The following is an 18,786-nucleotide window of genomic DNA, read 5'->3' on the forward strand; positions in this document are numbered from 1 at the left end:
CGCGCCCGGCGGAGGCGGCCCATTAAACGATCAGATCGCTGGCAAGCACGGCCAGCTCGATTTTTTTCAGTCCGATGCCGCAGTCTTGCGTCATTTCGAAGGAGAACGGCGCACTGATTTCCGTAAAATAGTCGAGGACGGACAGGTCGCGGAACCAATCCCCGGGTACGGGCGGTTCGACGTCCCTGTCCTTCCATGCATCCGTCAGCGCCGGACTGTACAGCGGGGCTGCGCCGGGCCGCAGCTTGCAGCCGTCGAGCCGTTCCAGCAGCTGGCCGCGGGGCCGGGGCGGCTCCTTGCGCACGGGTGCGAACAGGTGCGGCCAGTAATCCGCGCGGGAGCCGCTGTGACGGCGTCCGCAGGCGAACGCTTGGGCGCCCTCGGCTACCGCACGTATCCCGAATAAAATGGCGTACAGCTTTTTGCCGACCTCGATGCGCTCCCGCACGCTGCTGAAGTTTTCCAGAATCAGACCTGCGAGCCGTATACGTTCTCCTTGAACATATGGAAACACGACCTGGTTCAGCTGAAGCAGCGTCTGCGTCTGAAAAAACAACGTGTCGAGCACGGTGCTTTGAAACGAAGGATGACGGACGACGCGCTCCTCAATGTAATGCTGCTCGTTCACGATTAACGCGACGGTGAGCAGCCCGGATTCCCGCTCGACCCAGAAGCGGTCCCAGACCGGGCGCATAAAGCGCGAAACGCCGAGCCGGGGGAGCAGATGAAACAGCGGGCGTTTCAGCTGCAGGCTCGCCCGGTACAGCAGAAGCTGCGGGTAAGCATCCCGGAAGATGAGCGCGTTGGCCCTTTCCAAAAAAGCGAAAACGTTCTCGCACTGCTCTTCGTTCAGCAGAAACGGCAGCAGATCACCCCGCAGATCCGTCATGCTCCAGCCCCCGTTGCGCGACACCATATGAGCGAGAAACGCCCAATGCAGCTCCGGATGCTCCCGGTACATATGCAAATAAGCCGCGGTACGCGTCACATTGTTGCGGATATGCACGTCCCGCTCGCGCAGGATGCGCTCCAGCAGCTCCTGCTCCTCTTCCTTGGCCTCAGGCCCGGTCTCCGGGGTTTCCTTTGCCGGCTCCGCGTTCCCTTCCTGCAGCGCAAGCTTCCATTGCAGGCGCTTGCGCAGCGCTTCGACTGACAGCGGATCGATCGGAATGCGGTGCGCCGCAGCCAACAGCTTTTTTTCATGCGCTAATGTCTGTGCCTTTCCTTTGACCCACTCTGCCGCTTCCTGTGGCAAATCCGCCAGCTTATGGAGCAGATCGATGCCGTTCCAACGGTATTTTCCCCGGCTCATGTTCCGAGACCTCCCGCCTTAAAAAAAGGATTTTCCAAACTGCTGTCGTATAATTCCATATGCAAGTGCGCAACGTTCTGCCAATTTTTTCGTATAAGACGGTAGGTTGCATGCATTATAGTACATATTTTTAGGAGGTTCCCGATGAGAACAAAACGTTGGAACGTCATGCTCAGCCTCGTGCTGGTCGGCATCCTGATCCTGCTGGCCGGCTGCCAGCCGGTCGGCAATGTCGACGTAGGCAAAGCGATGGCCGGAAGCTTGGCCGTCAAATCTTCGGAAGGCAAGCAAACGGTAACGCTGGAGCTGACGCCGGACCCGGGGGTCACGATGTCGCCGGAGGGCAAACGGGCTTTCGATCTGTTCAGCAAGGTGAAGATCGACATTACCGAGATGAAAATGCAAGATCAACTGCATACGTCTTTGAAAGGCGCATTCGAGTATCAGAAGGGCCGCGTGCCGTTCGAGCTGGTCATGTCCGACATGAATTACACGCTCAAAATCGAAGGCGCGAAAAAGCCGATCGTCATCCGCAACAGCGCGACGGCGATGAGCGGCACCGCCGAGCTTTCGAAGGAAGTGCAGGAGCAGCTCCAACAGCTTAGCAAGAAAGCGGTTGAGGCAATGCCTTCGCTCACGTCGTTCTTCACCCGCAACTTCCCGAACCCTAGCAAAATTACGGCTGCGGAAGTGAACGAAACCGTAAACGGCGAATCGCTGACCCTGCAAAAGGTGCATGCCGAAGTCTACGGCAACGAGCTGCTTGGCTTGGTGAAAGGCTTCTTGACAAACGTACTAGCCGACGATCAAGGCCTGAAGGATTTTATCGGCGTGCTGTATGATCTGTATGTGCCGATCCTGAAGGAAGTGACCAAGGAAGCCGGCAAGAGTGATGTCAATTCGATGAACGACCCGCTTACGCCTTATTTGAACAATAAAGCGCTGGCTGTAGAATTCATTCATACGTTCGTTAAAACCCATTTGGAGCAAATGCTCAAGGATTTCGACGCGTCGGTCGACGCGATGGGTCCGGAAGCCAAAGCTTGGTTGAGCGACAATCAATCGCTTAAGATGGACCTGTATGTAGACAAAGATTACGTAACTCGTAAATCGAACACGGAAATTGGCTTCACCCTTCCTCAAGGCAAGGGAGACGGCTTGAAAAGCGTCAAAATCACATCGGTCTATGAAGTGTGGAACGTGAATAAGCCGGTACAGGCGGCTACGATTGACACCGCCGGCGGCGTTATCGAAATGAACGGTGCGGACGGCCGCATGACGGCAAGCAAATTCGTCGCATCGCTTGATCCGAACTCCCAGCTGTATAAGCTGCTTAAAGACGATCTTGGCGTAACGAAGAAAAATATCAGCATGTTCGTCGGCGAAGACAAAGAGCTTTCTTTCGGTTCGCTCCCGTATAACGACAACGGAACGATCATGGTTCCGGCGCGTTTCGTCGTCGAGGAACTGGATGCCGATGTGAAGTGGGATGAGGCCACCAAGCAAGTCAAAGTGACCGACCCGCTCAGCGGCGCCGTGCTCGTATTAACGATCGGCAGCGACGAAGCTACCGTGAACGGCAAAACCGTGAAGCTGGAGAAGCCGGCCGTACTCGTGGATGGCGTTACTTATGTTCCTGTTCGCGTCGTTTCCGAAGGCCTCGGAGCAAAAGTAGGCTGGGAGCAAGAAACGCAAACCGTTAAAATTACCCGAGATTAATTTGGCTTTATCCTTAATATGTGCTTGAACGGCCGGACTATTCCGGCCTTGGAAGCAGAAAACAGCCTCCCATCCGACTCCGCCTCGGAAAGATGGGGGCTGTTTCTTTTTTCGTATACGAGGTTCAGGCTTAATCCTGTGTTGTTGAATCGGAAGGCGGGGCCTTCGTCTCCGCTCCCGGTCCGAGCGACCGGGGGGAAGGCAGCCGACCGGCTCGGGCAGCCGTCTCGCGCAGCAGGTATTCGATATGGCTGTTGACGCTGCGGAATTCGTCGGCCGCCCATTTTTCCAGCACTTCGTACAGCTTCGGATCAAGCCGCAGCGGGAAATTTTTTTTGCCGGCCATAGCGGACCGTCAGTACAAGCTTCCCGTATTGATGACCGGATTGGCGGAACGGTCCGACACGATGGCGACGAGCAGATTGTTGATCATGGCGGCTTTGCGTTCTTCGTCAAGCTCGATGACGCCTTCTTGCTGCAATTGGGCGATTGCCAACTGCACCATGCCGACGGCGCCTTCCACAATTTTGGCACGCGCGGCGATGATCGCCGTTGCCTGCTGACGCTGCAGCATGGCGCTCGCGATTTCCGTGGAATAAGCCAGATGCGTCAGACGCGCTTCAATGACTTCGACGCCGGCTACCGACAGCCGGTCCTGCAGCTCGCGGCTCAGCTCTTTGGCAACCTCTTCGGAGTTGCCGCGCAAGGAGTAACCGTTCTCGTAAGAATCGTACGGATATTTGTTGGCGACGTGCCGCAGCGCGGTTTCGCTTTGGATTTCAACGAATTGCTCGTAGTTGTCGACATCGAAGCTCGCTCTGGCCGAATCGACGACGCGGAAGACGACGACGGCGGCGATTTCAATCGGGTTGCCATCGATGTCGTTCACCTTTAACTTGGCGCTGTTGAAGTTGCGGACGCGCAGCGATACCTTTTTGCGTCCGGAGAACGGAACCGTTACCCACATGCCGCTCTCGCGCATTGTTCCGGCGTAGCTGCCGAAGAACGTCACGACCATCGCCTGATTCGGTTGAATAACCGTTAATGAAGACAAGGGGAGCACCGAAAGAATGATTAAAACGATGCCCAGAACGGGCGAAGTTTCTGTAATCAGAAGGGAAAGTCCTCCTCCGACCAGCGCAAGCACCAGCAGCAGCCCGACAAATCCGTTCATCACCCATGCTTTTCTTTCTTTCATCGCAAACACTCCTTTGTTTTAAAGGGAATCATATTGTTTTGATATTTTTATGATATCACTTTTAGTAATAATTGTAAAGTAGGATAAAGTGGAAATTTCAATTGAGCAAATGAAGTTGGGCCCCTCTGCGCAAGATTGACAGAAGCCGCTCCGAGTGCTATAAGTGGGGTAAGCGAAAGAAATAGCGCAAAACGATGACCGAAGGCGGTGCTTTCCGTGGAACAAGTGACAACCGAACAACGATTTAGAGAAGTAATCGGCGGCTCCAAGCCGACCGTTGCCGTTTTCAAAGCGACTTGGTGCAAGGACTGCCATTTCATCGATCCGTTCATGCCTCAAGTGGAGGAAGCGTACCAAGATCGCCTGAACTTCATTCATATTGACCGCGACGATTTGCCGGACCTTTGCTCGGAATTGAACATTTTGGGTATCCCGAGCTTTATCGCGTTCCGCGACGGGCAAGAGCTTGTCCGCTTCGTCAGCAAGCTGCGCAAAACCCGCGACGAGATCGAGCAATTCCTGGACCGCGCGCTGGAAGTATCGAACGCTTTGCAAAAGTAGCACCCATAGAGGGCCCAAGCTCAAAAGCCCGCCGGAAACCGTTCCGGCCGGGCTTTTGTTTGTTGAAGAGGGTGGTGCAGAGGTTTCGCCCGGTTTCAAGGCTTTGTAACATTTCCGCATGGATTTAGGTACTTTTTATCGCTATAATAAGGGTTGGACGTTCGCTTTTGTCTAATGTTGTCGACAAATGATCATAGACGTATTTTATAGAAGAAGCGGGTGAATGTTACGCATGAACATACAACGTTGGCTTAGACGCTTATCTTTTGCGAGCATGGCCGGCATGTTTTTGATCTTGCTGATGGGCGCGTTGGTGACGAAAACGGAATCGGGCCGGGGCTGCGGCGACGATTGGCCGCTGTGCAACGGAAAGTTCGTTCCGGCTTATACCATTGAATCGTTGATTGAGTACAGCCACCGTTTTGTTGTCGGCATTGTAGGGATGATATTGCTCGCTACGACGATTCTGGTGCTGCTGTACAGCCATCGCAAGGATGCCAAATGGTACGTAGGTGGAGCGATGTTGTTCACGGTGCTGCAAGCGATCCTTGGCGCCATGGCCGTCGTATGGCCGCAATCCGGCCCGGTGCTTGCGCTGCACTTCGGCTTCTCGCTGCTGTCGTTTGCCTTTACGCTGCTGCTGTACTTGGTGTACACGAAATTCGGAGATGCGATGCACCGCGGCGACGGAACGAGGTTGACCAAAGGCGTGCGCATCGCCATCTGGGGCATTTTGATCTACTCTTATGTCGTCGTTTATTTGGGAGCCTATGTCCGGCATAGCGAAGCGACCGGCGGCTGTATCGGCTGGCCGCTGTGCAACGGACAAGTCATTCCGGAGCTGAGCGGGGCGACCGGCATTGTCTTCATGCACCGCGTGGCGGCTGCGGTATTGGGGATCGCTATTCTGGTTCTGTTCCTCGTCGTTCGGATGCAGGCGCATACGAACAGCGCGATCTACCGGGCGACCCACTTATCGTTGGTGCTTATTATCTTGCAAATCTTAAGCGGCGGCTTTGTTACGCTGGCCATGGGATACGACATTTACCTGCTCGCCAGCATGCTGCATGCGCTGCTGATCTCCTGCTTATTCGGCATCCTGTGTTACTTGGGGATAACGTCTCTGCACGCGGCAGAGGGGAAGGTACAGGCTTACGCGGCTCCTCGGCTGCCGTAAGCCTCTCTTATTACTATACGCCCTATCCGGGGACATCTAGCAATGATCTATTTCACTTCGTGGGATGAAAGAAGGGAGACGCTCGGCAAATGAGATTCGAGAATTTACGCAGCTTTCTGGAAGCGCTTCGTAAGGAAAATCAATTAAAAGTAATCTCCGCGCCGGTCGATCCGAATCTGGAGCTTGCCGAAATTCACCGCAGGGTCATCGACGAGCAAGGGCCTGCGCTGCTGTTTACCAATGTAAAAGGTGCTTCCTTTCCGGTCGTAACGAATCTGTTCGGCACAAGCCGGAGGGTAGACCTCGCGTTCGGGCCGCGTCCCGAGCAGCTGATGAAGGATATTATCGCGGCGAAGGATACGCTGCTTCCACCGACGCCGAAGGCGGTCTGGGACCAGCGGCAGCTTCTTCTGGACCTGCTCAAAGTCGGGACGAAAAACGTGTCCTCCGACGCCGCTCCGGTACTGCAGCAGTGCAAGACCGATGCGCCGCTTGCCGGGCTGCCTGTATTGACGAGCTGGCAGGAAGACGGAGGGCCGTTCGTCACGCTTCCACTTGTGTATACGGAGCATCCGGAAAACGGCCATCATAACCTGGGCATGTATCGGATGCAGGTATATGACGATCGGACAACGGGCATGCACTGGCAAATTCATAAAGGCGGCGGCTTCCATTACCACGAAGCGGAGAAGCGCGGACAAGCGCTGCCGGTGACAGTTTTTCTCGGCGGGCCGCCGGCCTTGATCGCATCGGCCATCGCGCCGGTGCCCGAGCATCTGCCGGAGCTGCTGCTGACCTCGCTCATTATGGGGCAGAAGCTTCCGCTCGTGGCTGATCCGAAAGGCGGACATCGTCTCGTCGCCGAGGCGGAATTTGCGATTCGCGGCTCGGTAGCGCCGCATGTGCGTCGTCCCGAAGGTCCGTTCGGCGATCATTACGGCTATTATTCGCTGACTCACGATTTTCCGGTGTTCAACGTGAGCCATATGTGGCACCGCAAGGATGCGATTTATCCGGCTACGATTGTCGGCAAACCGAGACAAGAGGATTACTATCTCGGGGAGTTTCTGCAGAAGCTGCTGTCGCCTGCCTTCCCGATGGCGATGCCGGGCGTCAAAGATCTATGGACGTACGCCGAAACCGGCTTTCATGCGCTTGCTGCGGCGATTGTACGTGAGAGCTACAGCCGCGAAGCGATCGTCTCGGCGTTCCGTATTCTTGGCGAGGGCCAGTTATCACTGACGAAGTTTTTGATGGTGACGGATCGGCAGTTAGATCTGGAACGTTTCCCGACGCTGCTCGAAACGGTGTTGGAGCGATTCGATCCGCTGCAGGACTTGTACGTATTCGGCAATACGTCGCACGATACACTCGATTATACCGGCGACCGGCTTAACCATGGGAGCAAGGCGGTGCTGGTTGGCGTCGGCGAGCCGAAGCGGGAGCTTCCGGCCGTCTATATGGGCGGGGAGCTGCCGGGCATTTCGGCTGCTGCCGTCTACTGCCGCGGCTGTCTCGTGGTCTCTGGCGCCTCCTATACGGACGATCCCGGATTGGCTAGCCGTTTGGCGGAGGCGGCGGGTGATCGTCTGGCTCAGTGGCCGCTTGTCATCGTGGCAGACGAGACGTCCATTGCCGGCGACCAGACGGCGTTTCTGTGGACGGTGTTCACCCGCTTCAACCCGGCGGCCGATATTTACGCGCGTACGCAAGTCAAGCGCCATCATATCGGCTACGAGCTACCGCTCGTGATCGATGCCCGGATGAAGCCGGGGTACCCGGACGAGCTTTTCCCGCGGGAAGATATCGTGAAGCTGGTTGATTCCCGGTGGAGCGAATATTTTGCTTAATATCATGAACGCAATCGACGATAGCGGCGTGTCCTTTACCCAGGGCCATTATGCGCCGCTGTCGTTTTTTTGCAGATGCGATTGTTTTTGCAAAACGGGATCGGGTATACTGAATGGGACAACAGGATGGGATGGGGACACCTATGCTAAGAGCGATTTTTGACGAGCCGCCCAGGCAGGATAGCGGGCTGCTACTTGAGGCCAATGAGGCGATCCGCGGATATTTGCGAACCGTCACCCGGACGAAGAAGGGAGCTGCTCCAACACCGGAGGAGCGCCGTTATGCGATCTGGTGCCAAAGCTTTCTGCGGGCATTGGACGAAATGGAGCAAAGCCAGTACGCGGCTGCCCGCTACGGGGAGCGGGTGAAGACGTCCTTCATCGACCGGATGGAGCGCGAGGAACTGGACGATTACCACCGCCATTTATATTATTACAACAACGCACTGATTCGTCTGTTTGCCGTTCTGGATAAGCTCGGGCATTTTATGAACGAACGTTTTGCTTTGAAGACGGAAAAGATCAAATCGCGGTTCTCATATTTTACCGTTCTTCGCAATATGCATCAGCACAAACTGTTTATCGATTTGGAGGCGAAGCTCTACGAGCTTAAAACGAGCTACAAGGAGCCGCTCACGCACCTGCGCAATCAGCGCAACATGGAGATCCATACGATTAACGCCGATCTGCTGGACGATTTGATGAAAGCGGAGGAAGCGAAATACGGGGAGCGGCCGCGTCCCGAGACAGAGGATGTCCGCGGAAATCTGGCTGACCTTGGGCAAGGCTGCGACATGGCATTCCGTTCGGTGACGACCGTATTTCGTTATCTGGTCCGGTGATTCGGGGCGGCTTTAAGTTGAATCGCTCTCCGGCTTGCACTATACTTTGGATAGAACGGGAACGAATGAGAAGCGGGAGGTGGGAGCATGGAGGGGCAGCGGAAAACCGCCCTCATTACGGGAAGCGCCAAAGGTCTTGGTAAAATGACCGCGCTCCTGCTTGCCGAACGGGGAACTGATATCGTGCTGAATTACGTGCACAGCGAGAAGGAAGCGTTCGAGCTGCGCGAGGCGATCCGCGGCAAGGGCGTGCGCTGCGAGGCGGTTCAGGGAAGCGTGGCCGTTCCCGAGGACAGGGAAAGGCTCGTACGGGAAGCGATCCGCCATTTCGGTTCAATCGATATTCTGATCAACAACGCCGGTCCGTTCATCCGTGAGCGTCGGCTGTTTATGGAGTATGAGCTTGAGGAAATCAACGAGCTGATGCAGGGCAATCTGCTAGGCGTAATGCATTTGGACCATCTGGTTATTCCGCTGATGCGGCGGAAGCAGTGGGGCCGGATTATTCACTTCGGCTTCGGCCACGCGGCGGAGGCGCGGGGTTGGCCGCACCGGGCAGCCTATGCGGCGGCCAAAGTCGGTCTCGTCTCCTTCACGAAAACGCTGGCCGTGGAAGAAGCGTCGGAAGGAATTACGGTCAACATGATTTGTCCGGGAGACATTCGCGGCGCGAATAAAGAGCGGACGATCGGCGAGGTGGAGCATCTGCAGGACGACGAATCTCCGCGCGGACGCCCCGGAACGGGAGAGGATATCGCTCGGGTCATCGCCTTCCTATGCGAAGAACGCTCGGATTTCATTACCGGCAACATTATGGACGTATCCGGAGGGCTGGACCCGATCCGCGCCATGATCGGCAGCGGGTCCGCGCACACGGCCGCAAGCGGCACAAAAAAACAGCCCTGAGCGGCGCATGGAGCATGCGGGCTCGGGGCTGTTCTTCGTAGGACTGTGTTCCGGCGGTTAATGCATTAGAATACTTGCATTACCTCTTGAACGCCTTCCACTTCTTCAAGCAGCGCGCGCTCGATACCGGCTTTCAACGTGATGGTCGAGCTCGGGCAACTGCCGCAAGCGCCCATCAAACGCAGTTTAACGATACCGTCTTCAACGTCGACCAGCTCTACGTCGCCGCCGTCGCGTTGCAGGAACGGGCGCAGCTTATCTAGAACTTCAAGAACCTCGTCGTACATGGTGCTTTGCTGAGTGTTCTCGCTCATTTGCATCATCTCCCTTCTTATTTTATTATAGTACAATCGATCGAAAATTAAAATGGCTGTAAGGCAGGCGAAAGTGCGATGAGACCGATCATTGAATTTTGTACGAATAATATGCACCACGGGACAGCCAAGCTGATGCAGCAGTTGGAGCAAAATCCGGAATACGACGTGATTGAGTACGGATGTCTCGGCAACTGCGGCGAATGCTATTTGGCCCCGTTCGCGCTGGTGAACGGCGAGATCGTAGCGGCAGCCACCGCAGAGGAACTGGAGGCGGCTATTCAGCTTAAAATAAAAGAGATCGAGGATATGCTCGATCTCTTCAAAGACGAATAAAGTTTATCCCAGATGGCGCTTCGACATCCAAAGCACGCCGCTCTTCAAGGCGCGGGGCACCATGCCGAGCATGACCGTCCGCTTGCCCATCAGGCCGAAGCCTGCTTTTTTGCCGAGCGACCCGAGAACTCCCTTGAGCTTGATTTTTCCGAGCCGGGGAGTTTCGTTTTTCCATACGGCTTGCAGTACTTCCGCCACCTGCTTGCCTTGCGCTTCTGCCGCTTGTCCGCTCGGGGAGAAGGGCAGGGCCGCACAGTCGCCGACGACGTAAATTTCATTGTAATCGGGCAACTGGTGGTATTCGTTAATCGTTAACCGTCCTTGATTGTCCTTGGGCAGATTCAAGTTTTGCACGATCGGGCTGGGCTGAATGCCGGCGGTCCAGATCGTAATGTCGGTCTGAATGATTTCCTGCTGGTTGTACAGCAGACCGCTTTCCAAGCGGTTCAACGATACGTGCGAACGCAGCTCGATGTCGTGCTCCAGCATCCACTCGCGCACATAGCGCTGCAGCCTTTCCGGGAACGGAGACAGGACGCTGGCGCCGCGGTCCAGGATGCGGATGTTCAGGTCCGGCCGACTCTCGCGCAGCTCCGCCGCCATTTCTACGCCGCTGAGACCGCCTCCGACAATGGTGATCTGACCGTAAGGAGCCGCATCGTTCGAAGCCTGATACGTTTTGCGGGTGGCCGACAACGACTGGATGCTGTTGGAGAATTCCTCCGCTCCGGGAATGTTGTGGTATTTGTCCACGCAGCCGAGTGCGATGACCAGCCAGTCGTAAGACAACGGTTCGTCGTTCGCGAAACGGATTATCTTCTGCTCGGGATCGACAGCCGTGACTTCGCCATATTTCAGAATCAATCTCGGATCTACCGGAAAATGCACCCGGATGTCTTGTTCAGACACCGTTCCGGCAGCAAGCGCGTAATATTCCGTCTTCAGTCCCTGATAAGGCATCCGGTCGATCATAATCATCACCGTATCGGCCGGGATGTCTCCTTCCAGCAATTCTTTCGCTACCGTCAGTCCGCCGTAGCCTCCGCCCAAAATGACAAGTTTTTTCATACAACGGTTAACCCTTTCTCTTATGACTTAATTAGTAGACCTTGATCTCGTTATAGAAAGTATCGCGCTCGACGGCAATGCGGCCGGCTCCTTGAATGAGCCAAACCAGTTCGTCCCGTGTCATGCCTTCCGGCGAGGTCGCTCCAGCGGCATGGCTGATGCGTTCCTGGATAATCGTGCCGTGGGCGTCCGAAGCGCCGAACGTCAGGGCAATTTGCGTAAGCTGCGTACCGAGATTGATGAAATAAGCTTTGACATGCTGAATGTTGTCCAGCATCAGACGGCTGATCGCGATCGTCTTCAGATTGTCGAACGCCGATACCCGGCGTTTGATGCTGGCATTGACGCTGGCCGGCTGAACCGAGTTCGGTATAAAGACCATGAAGCCGCCGGTTTCGTCCTGCAGCTCGCGCAGGTACATCATGTGACGAATCCGTTCTTCGAACGTCTCGATGGAGCCGAACAGCATGGTGGCGTGCGTTTTCATGCCGAGCTGATGCGCGGTGCGATGCACTTCAAGCCAAGCTTCGGTGGAGGCTTTGTCGACCAAGTGCATTTTTTTGCGGTAACGCTCGGACAAAATCTCCGCGCCCCCGCCCGGCATCGTGCCGAGTCCGGCATCCATCAGCGTTTGCAGCACTTCTTTATAGCTTAACCCGCTGAGCCGGGAAAAAAACTCAATTTCCGCCGCCGTGTGAGCCTTGATGGTCACATTCGGATAACGCTGCTTCAGCCCCTTGATACAGTCGACATAATATTGGAACGGCACGTTCGGATTGTGGCCGCCCGTAATGTGGAACTCTCGCATGTTCGGGTGGTAGTGCTTGTCGATGTAATCGAACATTTGCTCGGCCGTGAGTGTGTACGCGCCGTCCTCGCCCTCGTCGCGGCGGAAATGGCAGAACGCACAGTGCTCTTCGCACACATTGGTGAAGTATAGGCTCATGTTGTCGACGAAATACACTTTTTTGCCGTTCTTCTTCAGGTTCACTTGGTTTGCTAATTGTCCGATGGTTAATAAATCGTCCGTTTCGTACAGAAAAACGCCGTCTTCCAGGGTCAAACGCTCTCCGTGCTCCACTTTTTCGGCGATTTCGGCCATGCGCCTTTCTTGGCTGTTGACAATCATACTCATGGTTTAGCCACCTCCGTAAATGGGTCAGGCGCCCCTGGTTTCCGCTGACGGGACGCTCTGTCGATGAAGTTGTACAACGATACAGGGAATCGAGCTTTTCACAGTCTGCCGCGGATGAACCGGCGGAAGCTGTGAAAGCTTGCACATGGTCAGCCGGCCAAGGACACACAGGTAGGCGAAGCTTGGACGTATTCCATGAAATACGAAGCTTCGCTTGGTGCTTGGACAGACCGGCAATGTGTTTCTCCCGATGACACGTGTGATAAACAATACTCCTTATTATAAACCTACTGCCGGAGAGGGGCAATACATGAATCGTTAAAACTATATTCCTGTTGTAAAAAGGGACAAGATAGGGTTTAATTCCTATTTTCATGGGCAGGGGAGTTTAGTATACTATTAGATTGAAATAACATTGGGTAGGACGGTGCCAAGTTGCTTACTCCAGCTCTCGATGAGCAGGCGACCATTTCCGAAGAAATCGAAGACATGCGCGAGCAGATGGTAAGTTTGGGCAATCAGCTCGGGTTCATGCATCCGGAAGTGCAGCACTGCAGCAGACAATTGGACCAATTGCTGCTTCGTTATTATGAAGCCGATAAAACGGATAACCGCAAATGAGGCAGCCCTTGAGGACCGAGGCCGGAAGGAGTATACTTCTATATAGAAGTACATTTTCGAGCAGGTAAGGGAGGCATGACGATATGATTAAAATCAGCGAAACGGCTTGCGATAAAATTAAAGAAATGCTCGCGGCGGAGGAAGCTCCGAACCTGTTCCTGCGCGTGGGCGTCAAGGAAGGCGGCTGCAGCGGCTTTTCCTATGGGATGGGCTTTGACGACAACGAGCAGGAAGGCGACAAAGTCATGGACATCCACGGGTTAAAGGTCGTCGTGGACGAAGAGAGCGCCAAATATTTGTACGGCGTGGAGATCGATTTCCAAGACACCGGCATCGGCGGCGGGTTCAGCATCCATAACCCGAACGCGGTAGCCACCTGCGGCTGTGGCTCCAGCTTCCGTACGAAGCCGGAGGAAGAAGCGCTGGCTCAGCCTTGCGAGGATTGAGGCGGGGTAATGCGTATCTAGGCGTTGTGAGTACGTAGAACTTCACGATGACCTGAACGTCTGCTTTAGGCGGTAGCCGAAGCGGCGGGTTGCGGATTGTATCGATAAAGTAGCGTAATATATCAACCGTTCAAAATGAACGATAACAACCCGAATTTTTTCGTTTATGGGTTGTGGATTACGTACCTCCTGACGTTATTCTTCGGAATAAACGTTGGGAGGTTTTTGTTTTGAGGTTTAAAAAGAAGGAACGACGCGTTCCGAATGGGGCGCAAAATTAACTATCGGGAGTCCCCGCAGCTAACGTTTGAACAGGCGCTGGACTTTGTCATTAGCGCAAAAAGGTCAGAAGGGCTCCATGAATGGTCCCTTTGAATCAGCGGATAGGCAGGCGCTATAAAAACGATCAAATGTTCGATCGAAACACGCGTCATTTGACGAGCTTTTTGGGATGTTCTTTAGCGCTAAGATTGCGGAAGGTGTATCGAAAAGAATGCTTCAGATTTAAACCATTGCTAAGCAAAGAGACCGCCCGACCAGCGCCTATGCGCCTTGGACCCGCCGCAATGGGCCGAAACCTAACGAGCATTGAACTGCGGAATTCGAACGTTTATGTGTTAGGACGAAGAAAGGACGCCATATTACGGCGTCCTTCGTCTTACTACATAATAAATCCCGGTAGTCTATCTGGGAAAAACGCTCATCACGCTCATTTAATCCAAATTATTTACCGACATAAACATTTCCCCCAGTAGCAACCGTTGAAGAAATGTTATTTTTGGCTTTGAATACATAGGTACCCTTTTTGACACCTAAAAAATGACATTCAGCGGGATCCCCGTGTGCTCCACCTGCACTCTTCCAAACTGGAAAACTAAACGAATCATCACCAGTTACAACATTATATAAATAATATGTAACATTGGCAGCTTTAGTTTTATCTTCCGTACCATTGGAATCTTTCACGTATTGGTCCACTCTTAGGGTAACCGTAGAGCCAGCCTCTACACTAAAGCTTTGGCCAACGTCCACAGGTTCAGTAGAAGTTAAGTCTACATGCCAATTTGAAACCGAACTTGCGGCAAAGGTAGGGGAAGTTACCAGAGCAGAAAACAAGAGAGTCAAAACAGTCAAACACAAAAATTTTCTTACTTTCGCCATACCCACAACTCCTTTAAGTACTTATTTTGCGATTAGTGAATCGCTATGTTTAAAAATATCATATATAAACAAAAAATACAATATTTTCATATATAAAATAGTTTTATTAGTAATTTAATGGAATTCATCTGCCTGACGATGGCCCTCCGCGGACCGGGCCTCATCCAACGGTACGAGCCGCCGGGATGATCGCGGATATCCGCTCACGGCCGCCGCGCAGTGTACCGTTCACATAGAACCTTTTTTGTCATTTAATCATCGCTTCCTTACAACCTAATTGGATATTGAAAGCTGGCCAGTTTTACGAACTTCTGAATTTCCACGTGCTACATGATGCAGATAAACTGAGCCTTATTCGTTGAAGATGGACATGTAAAACAGGAAAAAGATTGACGGCTCGTCCTTATCGTTATAATATTTATTTTAATAATATTTATTGCGACAAATAAATTGTTCAGTGAGGGGTACGCAATGAGTTTAATCGACTACTGTATTATGATTGGGGAGCTGCTGCGGGTCATTGACACCAAGCATTCGAAGGTTGTGAACCAGCATTACTCTTCGCACAATTTGACTGGCCCGTCGATCAACATTTTGCTGCTGCTGCATCATGAAGGTCCGACCCGGGTGGGCGATATCGGGGCGCGGCTCAATATGGTGGACAGCAACGTATCGGCGGTGTGCTCGCGGCTTGAGACGATGGATATGATCGAGCGCGTAAGGACGAAGGAAGACCAGCGGGTGGTCAAGATTCAATTGACCGACACGGCCCGGGATAAGATGCAGGAAATTCTCGGGAACGTGAAAGACTTCCAGGAGCTGTTCGTGAAGAACGCGTCGGAAGACGACTTGAAAGATATTGTGCACGGTCTGACGAAGCTGAACGAACTGCTGGAGAACGTATTGAAAGAAAAAGCAAGTTCCCGGCAAACATGAGACTGTACGAGGGGGCCGTGCAGACACTTCGGCTGGCTATCCGTTCGCTGTATGAGAAGGGCGAGCAGGAGCGGGATACCCCTAGAGGTCTGCTCTTTTGCTCTGCCATATGAAGCGCCAGAACTCGCGGGTTTCGTGAGTTTCGGGCGCTTTTTGGCTTTCACGGAAGGCTTGAATGCGATTACAGCACAGCAGGCTCTTGGTTACCAGTAAACTACGGCTTCGTTGCTGAAATAACCATTTTGTAGTAATATCAGAACAGATGTTTGTTACCGGGGGGCGTGGAAGACGCAGCGCTTCGTTCGATTTGGAGAGGAGGACGAATATGCCGGTAATCAGATCCGAATTGTATATAGAAGCGCCGATTGAAACCTGCTTCGATCTGGCGCGAAGCATCGACGTTCATGCCCAATCGACTTCGCAAACGAAGGAAAGAGCGGTCGGCGGAGTCATGAGCGGGTTGATCGAGCTGGGGCAGACGGTGACGTGGGAGGCCGTCCATTTCGGTATCAAGCAGCGGCTGACCGCAAAAATAACGGAATTTGAGTCGCCTTTTTATTTTGTGGACGAGATGGTCCGGGGCGCGTTCAAACGGTTTCGGCATACGCATGAGTTTTGCGCCGTCGATTCAGGAACGTTGATGATTGACGAATTTGATTACACGTCGCCGTTAGGGCCTGTTGGCAAGCTGGCGGACCGGATGTTTCTGGAATCGTACATGAAAAATTTTTTGCTGAAACGAAATCTCTACATTAAAGAGCTTGCAGAGAAGCAAGCCGGATGAATGCCGGCCCCATGCAAAAAAAGCGGACATTCCTGTACAAGGAGTCCGCTTTTTTTCGCCGTTGATGATGGAGCGTGCCGCAAGTCGGCTCACTGTTTGGCGTAAACATGCAGGCGCTCGATATATTCATGCACCAGCGCTTGCAGGGCTTCCGCCTTTTGCTCAAGGGCGCCGTCTTCGCCGAAGCCTTGCCGAATCGCTTCGATGTAGGCCTGGCCCTGTTTCTTGCCCGGCGCGTACGCGCGGCCGTAGTCGTCCAGATAGCTCGGCAAAAAGTAACATTCCAATACATTCATTGCCAGCCGGTAGTCCTCTTGCGGATTCGAATCGGACCAAGCCTTCAGCTTATCATATAAGGCGCTGAGCGTAATCAGGCCGAGCCGATACGTTCTTCGCGCAAATTCAAACGCCTGCGGGTCGATCTCTTCGCGCTCGAACTGCTTGAAGTTTTTTTCGTCCAGCAAATACAAAGCCCCGCCCCATTCGGAAGCAAATTTCAGCCAAAAGTCGGCGTCCTCGCGTCGGATCGTAATCGTTTGAAGCTCTTCGAAGACGATATCCGGGTTAGCGGCGAGCTTGGCTTTGGCCTCCTCTTTCGGCGAGTTTCCTTCAAAATTCAGCACATTGGCATTCACGTGACTGCTCCTATCTAAGCCGTGGGTTTATTCCGAGGGTTCCTGCCGTAGTTGGCAGCGAACGCGCGAACGGATACTTCATTGTATCATATCCGCAGTCGCCGGTTAAATCTTGAACGCCAACGGCTCCGGTCGAACCGACAGCTTGACGTTGCTTGGCTTATGCTTGTGCAGCAGGGTCCACATGAGATACCGTCCGATCGGGTTGGCGCTGTGAATAATAATTTCTTTTTTTGCATACAGACCTTTCTTGACCATATATTTGACCAGATCATAGCCGCTGGCTTTACCGAGACCCAGATCGTGATCGAGTGACAAAATGTTAACCGGTCTGGTCTTCATCAAATCGATGCATTGCTCGACCGACCTCGCCAGCGTAAATCCTTTCGGACAAGGACGGAGGTCGTCCAAGTACACGTTCATCATATGCTATCGCCTCTCTTTGACTTCCAGCATACGCAGCGCACGACCCGATTGCTTGGACTGCGGCGCAACACGGCGCGCCGTTTATCCGGCGAACGCCAAAAACGCCGCTTCTTGGTCGAAGTGGCGTCCGCAGGCAGCGTGACTGTTATCGTTCCAGCAGAACTTGAATGCCCTTGATCACGTTCCAGATCATAACGACGAAATACAGAATCAGACTGATGACGCCCAGAAAAATCGTGGAGGTGACCGAGATCGTCGCCATCCAGATGATCAGGAAGAAGATCAGCGAGAGGAACGGCAAGAGGTGAGAGAGAAGCGCTTTTTTGGCGTGTTCGCGGACCCGGCCGTCGTTGGTGACGAAATACACGATAACCGGGACAAGAAATCCGGCGAAAAAGATGCTGAAATAACAAAGCGAAGCGATCAGTTTGCGCGCATCCATGAGGGGTACTCCCTTCTTCAATATCAAAATCCATCGAAGTTATGACTACTTACGCCGGAAATGGCAGCCGGTTTCAGGCTCGCATCGCCACGCTGCATAGTTTCAACCGAGTGGGGGGCGTTTAAACAATAAATAACATTCGCAATCCATAATTACCCTATATTAGTTTAATTGGTTGTAAATGGTCAAAATGCGATCATATTTTTTTATCACGAAAACGGTACGCTGCTTGTGTATAACTTTGTCCACACTATACACCCCGCCAATGACATGTATTCGACACTTATTAACAGAATACTCACAAGATATACACAATTTCATGTGGATAAAGGAACGCTTGTTCTAATTTTGGGCGCATGTTAATATAATTTTACATTACAGAATAAGGTGAGTTGTTCCATGAAACTGATCAGTAATGAGATTTTAGTGGACTCCTATTTCAAAGCCGTCGATTTGAAACTCGAAGAAGATTTTGTCGAATTGTTGTTAGACGAGATCAAGAGGAGACAAATCAACTTAGAATTTTACAGAGAAGGTAAAGCCCAGGTCAGCTGACCGGGCTTTTTTCTTTTATCGGGAACAATCTATGATATAATAGTTCCGACTATGACGGGTGTGGGAGAGTAACGATGGAGCGATTAACGATTGCTGTCAATGTGCCGCTTGGCTTTCACGCCAGACCGGTTTCGCGGTGGGTCAGCCTCGCGCAGACCTTTCAAAGTCACATTACCGTGACGTTCCGGGACAAAACGGTCGACGGCAAAAGCGCGCTCGGGCTCATGGCGCTCGCCGTTCCGGGCGGTGCAGAGCTTGAGGTGTGCGCAAGCGGACCGGACGAGCAAGAGGCGCTTGCCGCTCTTGCGGGCTTGGCCTCGCGATCGTTTTCCGCTTAAGTTTACGGCTACGGAGGCAAACAT

General features: G+C 53.2%; 23 protein-coding genes. 13 read left to right on the plus strand and 10 right to left on the minus strand.

Annotated elements, in window-relative coordinates:
- Positions 1-22: 22 nt before the first annotated feature.
- The gene (locus QMG93_RS09135; RefSeq protein ID WP_281935634.1) at positions 23-1,312 is read right to left on the minus strand and encodes a DUF2515 domain-containing protein; all 1,290 of its coding nucleotides are present in this window, start codon (positions 1,310-1,312) and stop codon (positions 23-25) included.
- Between the two features lie 144 nt (positions 1,313-1,456).
- Between QMG93_RS09135 and QMG93_RS09140 the strand changes: the two genes are divergently transcribed.
- A complete protein-coding gene (locus tag QMG93_RS09140; RefSeq protein ID WP_281935636.1) occupies positions 1,457-3,031 on the plus strand; it encodes a copper amine oxidase N-terminal domain-containing protein in 1,575 nt (524 codons plus the stop codon).
- Between the two features lie 130 nt (positions 3,032-3,161).
- Here the strand turns inward: QMG93_RS09140 and QMG93_RS09145 are convergent, their stop codons facing one another.
- Together QMG93_RS09145 and QMG93_RS09150 are read right to left on the minus strand one after the other, a co-directional pair.
- Entirely contained in the window at positions 3,162-3,377 is a 216-nt protein-coding gene (locus tag QMG93_RS09145) for a hypothetical protein (RefSeq protein ID WP_010493727.1), read from the minus strand.
- Between the two features lie 9 nt (positions 3,378-3,386).
- Positions 3,387-4,229: an SPFH domain-containing protein gene (locus QMG93_RS09150; protein WP_281935639.1), complete on the minus strand. Its 843-nt coding sequence runs from the start codon at positions 4,227-4,229 to the stop codon at positions 3,387-3,389.
- 216 nt (positions 4,230-4,445) lie between these two features.
- Between QMG93_RS09150 and QMG93_RS09155 the strand changes: the two genes are divergently transcribed.
- The 5 genes from QMG93_RS09155 to QMG93_RS09175 all read left to right on the plus strand — a co-directional run bounded on the left by QMG93_RS09155 (position 4,446) and on the right by QMG93_RS09175 (position 9,565).
- Positions 4,446-4,790, plus strand: coding sequence for a thioredoxin family protein (locus QMG93_RS09155; RefSeq protein ID WP_281935641.1), 345 nt, complete (start codon positions 4,446-4,448; stop codon positions 4,788-4,790).
- A 223-nt stretch (positions 4,791-5,013) separates the two neighbouring features.
- A complete protein-coding gene (locus tag QMG93_RS09160; protein ID WP_281935643.1) occupies positions 5,014-5,967 on the plus strand; it encodes a COX15/CtaA family protein in 954 nt (317 codons plus the stop codon).
- An 89-nt stretch (positions 5,968-6,056) separates the two neighbouring features.
- On the plus strand, positions 6,057-7,817 hold the full coding sequence (locus QMG93_RS09165) for a UbiD family decarboxylase (RefSeq protein WP_281935645.1): 1,761 nt from the start codon (positions 6,057-6,059) through the stop codon (positions 7,815-7,817).
- Between the two features lie 143 nt (positions 7,818-7,960).
- Positions 7,961-8,659, plus strand: a complete 699-nt coding sequence (locus QMG93_RS09170; protein WP_281935648.1) for a Cthe_2314 family HEPN domain-containing protein — start codon at positions 7,961-7,963, stop codon at positions 8,657-8,659.
- 87 nt (positions 8,660-8,746) lie between these two features.
- Positions 8,747-9,565 (plus strand): SDR family oxidoreductase, encoded by an 819-nt coding sequence (locus tag QMG93_RS09175; RefSeq protein ID WP_281935649.1) that lies wholly within the window; start codon positions 8,747-8,749, stop codon positions 9,563-9,565.
- 65 nt (positions 9,566-9,630) lie between these two features.
- Here QMG93_RS09175 and QMG93_RS09180 read toward each other — a convergent pair whose 3' ends face one another.
- Positions 9,631-9,879, minus strand: coding sequence for a NifU family protein (locus QMG93_RS09180; RefSeq protein ID WP_010493716.1), 249 nt, complete (start codon positions 9,877-9,879; stop codon positions 9,631-9,633).
- A 78-nt stretch (positions 9,880-9,957) separates the two neighbouring features.
- Here QMG93_RS09180 and QMG93_RS09185 point away from each other — a divergent pair, with 78 nt between their 5' ends.
- A complete protein-coding gene (locus tag QMG93_RS09185; protein ID WP_010493714.1) occupies positions 9,958-10,215 on the plus strand; it encodes a YuzB family protein in 258 nt (85 codons plus the stop codon).
- Between the two features lie 3 nt (positions 10,216-10,218).
- Here QMG93_RS09185 and QMG93_RS09190 read toward each other — a convergent pair whose 3' ends face one another.
- The gene (locus QMG93_RS09190; RefSeq protein WP_281935652.1) at positions 10,219-11,283 is read right to left on the minus strand and encodes an NAD(P)/FAD-dependent oxidoreductase; all 1,065 of its coding nucleotides are present in this window, start codon (positions 11,281-11,283) and stop codon (positions 10,219-10,221) included.
- A 31-nt stretch (positions 11,284-11,314) separates the two neighbouring features.
- Positions 11,315-12,418, minus strand: coding sequence for an aminofutalosine synthase MqnE (gene mqnE, locus QMG93_RS09195; RefSeq protein ID WP_063178124.1), 1,104 nt, complete (start codon positions 12,416-12,418; stop codon positions 11,315-11,317).
- A 435-nt stretch (positions 12,419-12,853) separates the two neighbouring features.
- Between mqnE and QMG93_RS09200 the strand changes: the two genes are divergently transcribed.
- Both QMG93_RS09200 and QMG93_RS09205 read left to right on the plus strand, forming a co-directional pair.
- Positions 12,854-13,039, plus strand: a complete 186-nt coding sequence (locus tag QMG93_RS09200; RefSeq protein WP_281935655.1) for an aspartyl-phosphate phosphatase Spo0E family protein — start codon at positions 12,854-12,856, stop codon at positions 13,037-13,039.
- Between the two features lie 83 nt (positions 13,040-13,122).
- On the plus strand, positions 13,123-13,485 hold the full coding sequence (locus QMG93_RS09205) for a HesB/IscA family protein (RefSeq protein ID WP_010493708.1): 363 nt from the start codon (positions 13,123-13,125) through the stop codon (positions 13,483-13,485).
- 723 nt (positions 13,486-14,208) lie between these two features.
- On the opposite strand, the gene QMG93_RS09210 is transcribed toward QMG93_RS09205, so the two are convergent.
- Positions 14,209-14,646: a hypothetical protein gene (locus QMG93_RS09210; protein WP_281935657.1), complete on the minus strand. Its 438-nt coding sequence runs from the start codon at positions 14,644-14,646 to the stop codon at positions 14,209-14,211.
- Between the two features lie 471 nt (positions 14,647-15,117).
- Between QMG93_RS09210 and QMG93_RS09215 the strand changes: the two genes are divergently transcribed.
- A complete protein-coding gene (locus tag QMG93_RS09215; RefSeq protein WP_281935659.1) occupies positions 15,118-15,582 on the plus strand; it encodes a MarR family winged helix-turn-helix transcriptional regulator in 465 nt (154 codons plus the stop codon).
- A gap of 325 nt (positions 15,583-15,907) precedes the next feature.
- A complete protein-coding gene (locus QMG93_RS09220) occupies positions 15,908-16,366 on the plus strand; it encodes an SRPBCC family protein (protein ID WP_010493703.1) in 459 nt (152 codons plus the stop codon).
- A gap of 89 nt (positions 16,367-16,455) precedes the next feature.
- On the opposite strand, the gene QMG93_RS09225 is transcribed toward QMG93_RS09220, so the two are convergent.
- From QMG93_RS09225 to QMG93_RS09235, 3 genes are all read right to left on the minus strand, one after another.
- Positions 16,456-17,001 (minus strand): hypothetical protein, encoded by a 546-nt coding sequence (locus QMG93_RS09225; protein WP_281935662.1) that lies wholly within the window; start codon positions 16,999-17,001, stop codon positions 16,456-16,458.
- A 105-nt stretch (positions 17,002-17,106) separates the two neighbouring features.
- Entirely contained in the window at positions 17,107-17,427 is a 321-nt protein-coding gene (locus tag QMG93_RS09230) for a cyclic-phosphate processing receiver domain-containing protein (protein ID WP_281935664.1), read from the minus strand.
- Between the two features lie 145 nt (positions 17,428-17,572).
- The gene (locus QMG93_RS09235) at positions 17,573-17,869 is read right to left on the minus strand and encodes a DUF4870 domain-containing protein (RefSeq protein ID WP_281935666.1); all 297 of its coding nucleotides are present in this window, start codon (positions 17,867-17,869) and stop codon (positions 17,573-17,575) included.
- Positions 17,870-18,268: 399 nt separating this feature from the next.
- Here QMG93_RS09235 and sda point away from each other — a divergent pair, with 399 nt between their 5' ends.
- Together sda and QMG93_RS09245 are read left to right on the plus strand one after the other, a co-directional pair.
- On the plus strand, positions 18,269-18,424 hold the full coding sequence (sda, locus tag QMG93_RS09240) for a sporulation histidine kinase inhibitor Sda (protein WP_010493699.1): 156 nt from the start codon (positions 18,269-18,271) through the stop codon (positions 18,422-18,424).
- A gap of 74 nt (positions 18,425-18,498) precedes the next feature.
- A complete protein-coding gene (locus tag QMG93_RS09245) occupies positions 18,499-18,762 on the plus strand; it encodes an HPr family phosphocarrier protein (RefSeq protein ID WP_281935669.1) in 264 nt (87 codons plus the stop codon).
- Positions 18,763-18,786 lie beyond the last annotated feature (24 nt).

The sequence above is a fragment of the Paenibacillus tyrphae genome (assembly GCF_027925525.1).
Classification (GTDB): domain Bacteria; phylum Bacillota; class Bacilli; order Paenibacillales; family NBRC-103111; genus Paenibacillus_G; species Paenibacillus_G tyrfis_B.

Excerpts from the sequence above, each read along its gene's own strand:
- QMG93_RS09135 (WP_281935634.1), bottom strand. The coding sequence starts at position 1,312 with ATGAGCCGGGGAAAATACCGTTGGAACGGCATCGATCTGCTCCATAAG.
- QMG93_RS09140 (WP_281935636.1), top strand. The coding sequence starts at position 1,457 with ATGAGAACAAAACGTTGGAACGTCATGCTCAGCCTCGTGCTGGTCGGC.
- QMG93_RS09145 (WP_010493727.1), bottom strand. The coding sequence starts at position 3,377 with ATGGCCGGCAAAAAAAATTTCCCGCTGCGGCTTGATCCGAAGCTGTAC.
- QMG93_RS09150 (WP_281935639.1), bottom strand. The coding sequence starts at position 4,229 with ATGAAAGAAAGAAAAGCATGGGTGATGAACGGATTTGTCGGGCTGCTG.
- QMG93_RS09160 (WP_281935643.1), top strand. The coding sequence starts at position 5,014 with ATGTTACGCATGAACATACAACGTTGGCTTAGACGCTTATCTTTTGCG.
- QMG93_RS09165 (WP_281935645.1), top strand. The coding sequence starts at position 6,057 with ATGAGATTCGAGAATTTACGCAGCTTTCTGGAAGCGCTTCGTAAGGAA.
- QMG93_RS09170 (WP_281935648.1), top strand. The coding sequence starts at position 7,961 with ATGCTAAGAGCGATTTTTGACGAGCCGCCCAGGCAGGATAGCGGGCTG.
- QMG93_RS09175 (WP_281935649.1), top strand. The coding sequence starts at position 8,747 with ATGGAGGGGCAGCGGAAAACCGCCCTCATTACGGGAAGCGCCAAAGGT.
- QMG93_RS09180 (WP_010493716.1), bottom strand. The coding sequence starts at position 9,879 with ATGAGCGAGAACACTCAGCAAAGCACCATGTACGACGAGGTTCTTGAA.
- QMG93_RS09185 (WP_010493714.1), top strand. The coding sequence starts at position 9,958 with ATGAGACCGATCATTGAATTTTGTACGAATAATATGCACCACGGGACA.
- QMG93_RS09190 (WP_281935652.1), bottom strand. The coding sequence starts at position 11,283 with ATGAAAAAACTTGTCATTTTGGGCGGAGGCTACGGCGGACTGACGGTA.
- mqnE (WP_063178124.1), bottom strand. The coding sequence starts at position 12,418 with ATGAGTATGATTGTCAACAGCCAAGAAAGGCGCATGGCCGAAATCGCC.
- QMG93_RS09205 (WP_010493708.1), top strand. The coding sequence starts at position 13,123 with ATGATTAAAATCAGCGAAACGGCTTGCGATAAAATTAAAGAAATGCTC.
- QMG93_RS09210 (WP_281935657.1), bottom strand. The coding sequence starts at position 14,646 with ATGGCGAAAGTAAGAAAATTTTTGTGTTTGACTGTTTTGACTCTCTTG.
- QMG93_RS09215 (WP_281935659.1), top strand. The coding sequence starts at position 15,118 with ATGAGTTTAATCGACTACTGTATTATGATTGGGGAGCTGCTGCGGGTC.
- QMG93_RS09220 (WP_010493703.1), top strand. The coding sequence starts at position 15,908 with ATGCCGGTAATCAGATCCGAATTGTATATAGAAGCGCCGATTGAAACC.
- QMG93_RS09230 (WP_281935664.1), bottom strand. The coding sequence starts at position 17,427 with ATGATGAACGTGTACTTGGACGACCTCCGTCCTTGTCCGAAAGGATTT.
- QMG93_RS09235 (WP_281935666.1), bottom strand. The coding sequence starts at position 17,869 with ATGGATGCGCGCAAACTGATCGCTTCGCTTTGTTATTTCAGCATCTTT.
- sda (WP_010493699.1), top strand. The coding sequence starts at position 18,269 with ATGAAACTGATCAGTAATGAGATTTTAGTGGACTCCTATTTCAAAGCC.
- QMG93_RS09245 (WP_281935669.1), top strand. The coding sequence starts at position 18,499 with ATGGAGCGATTAACGATTGCTGTCAATGTGCCGCTTGGCTTTCACGCC.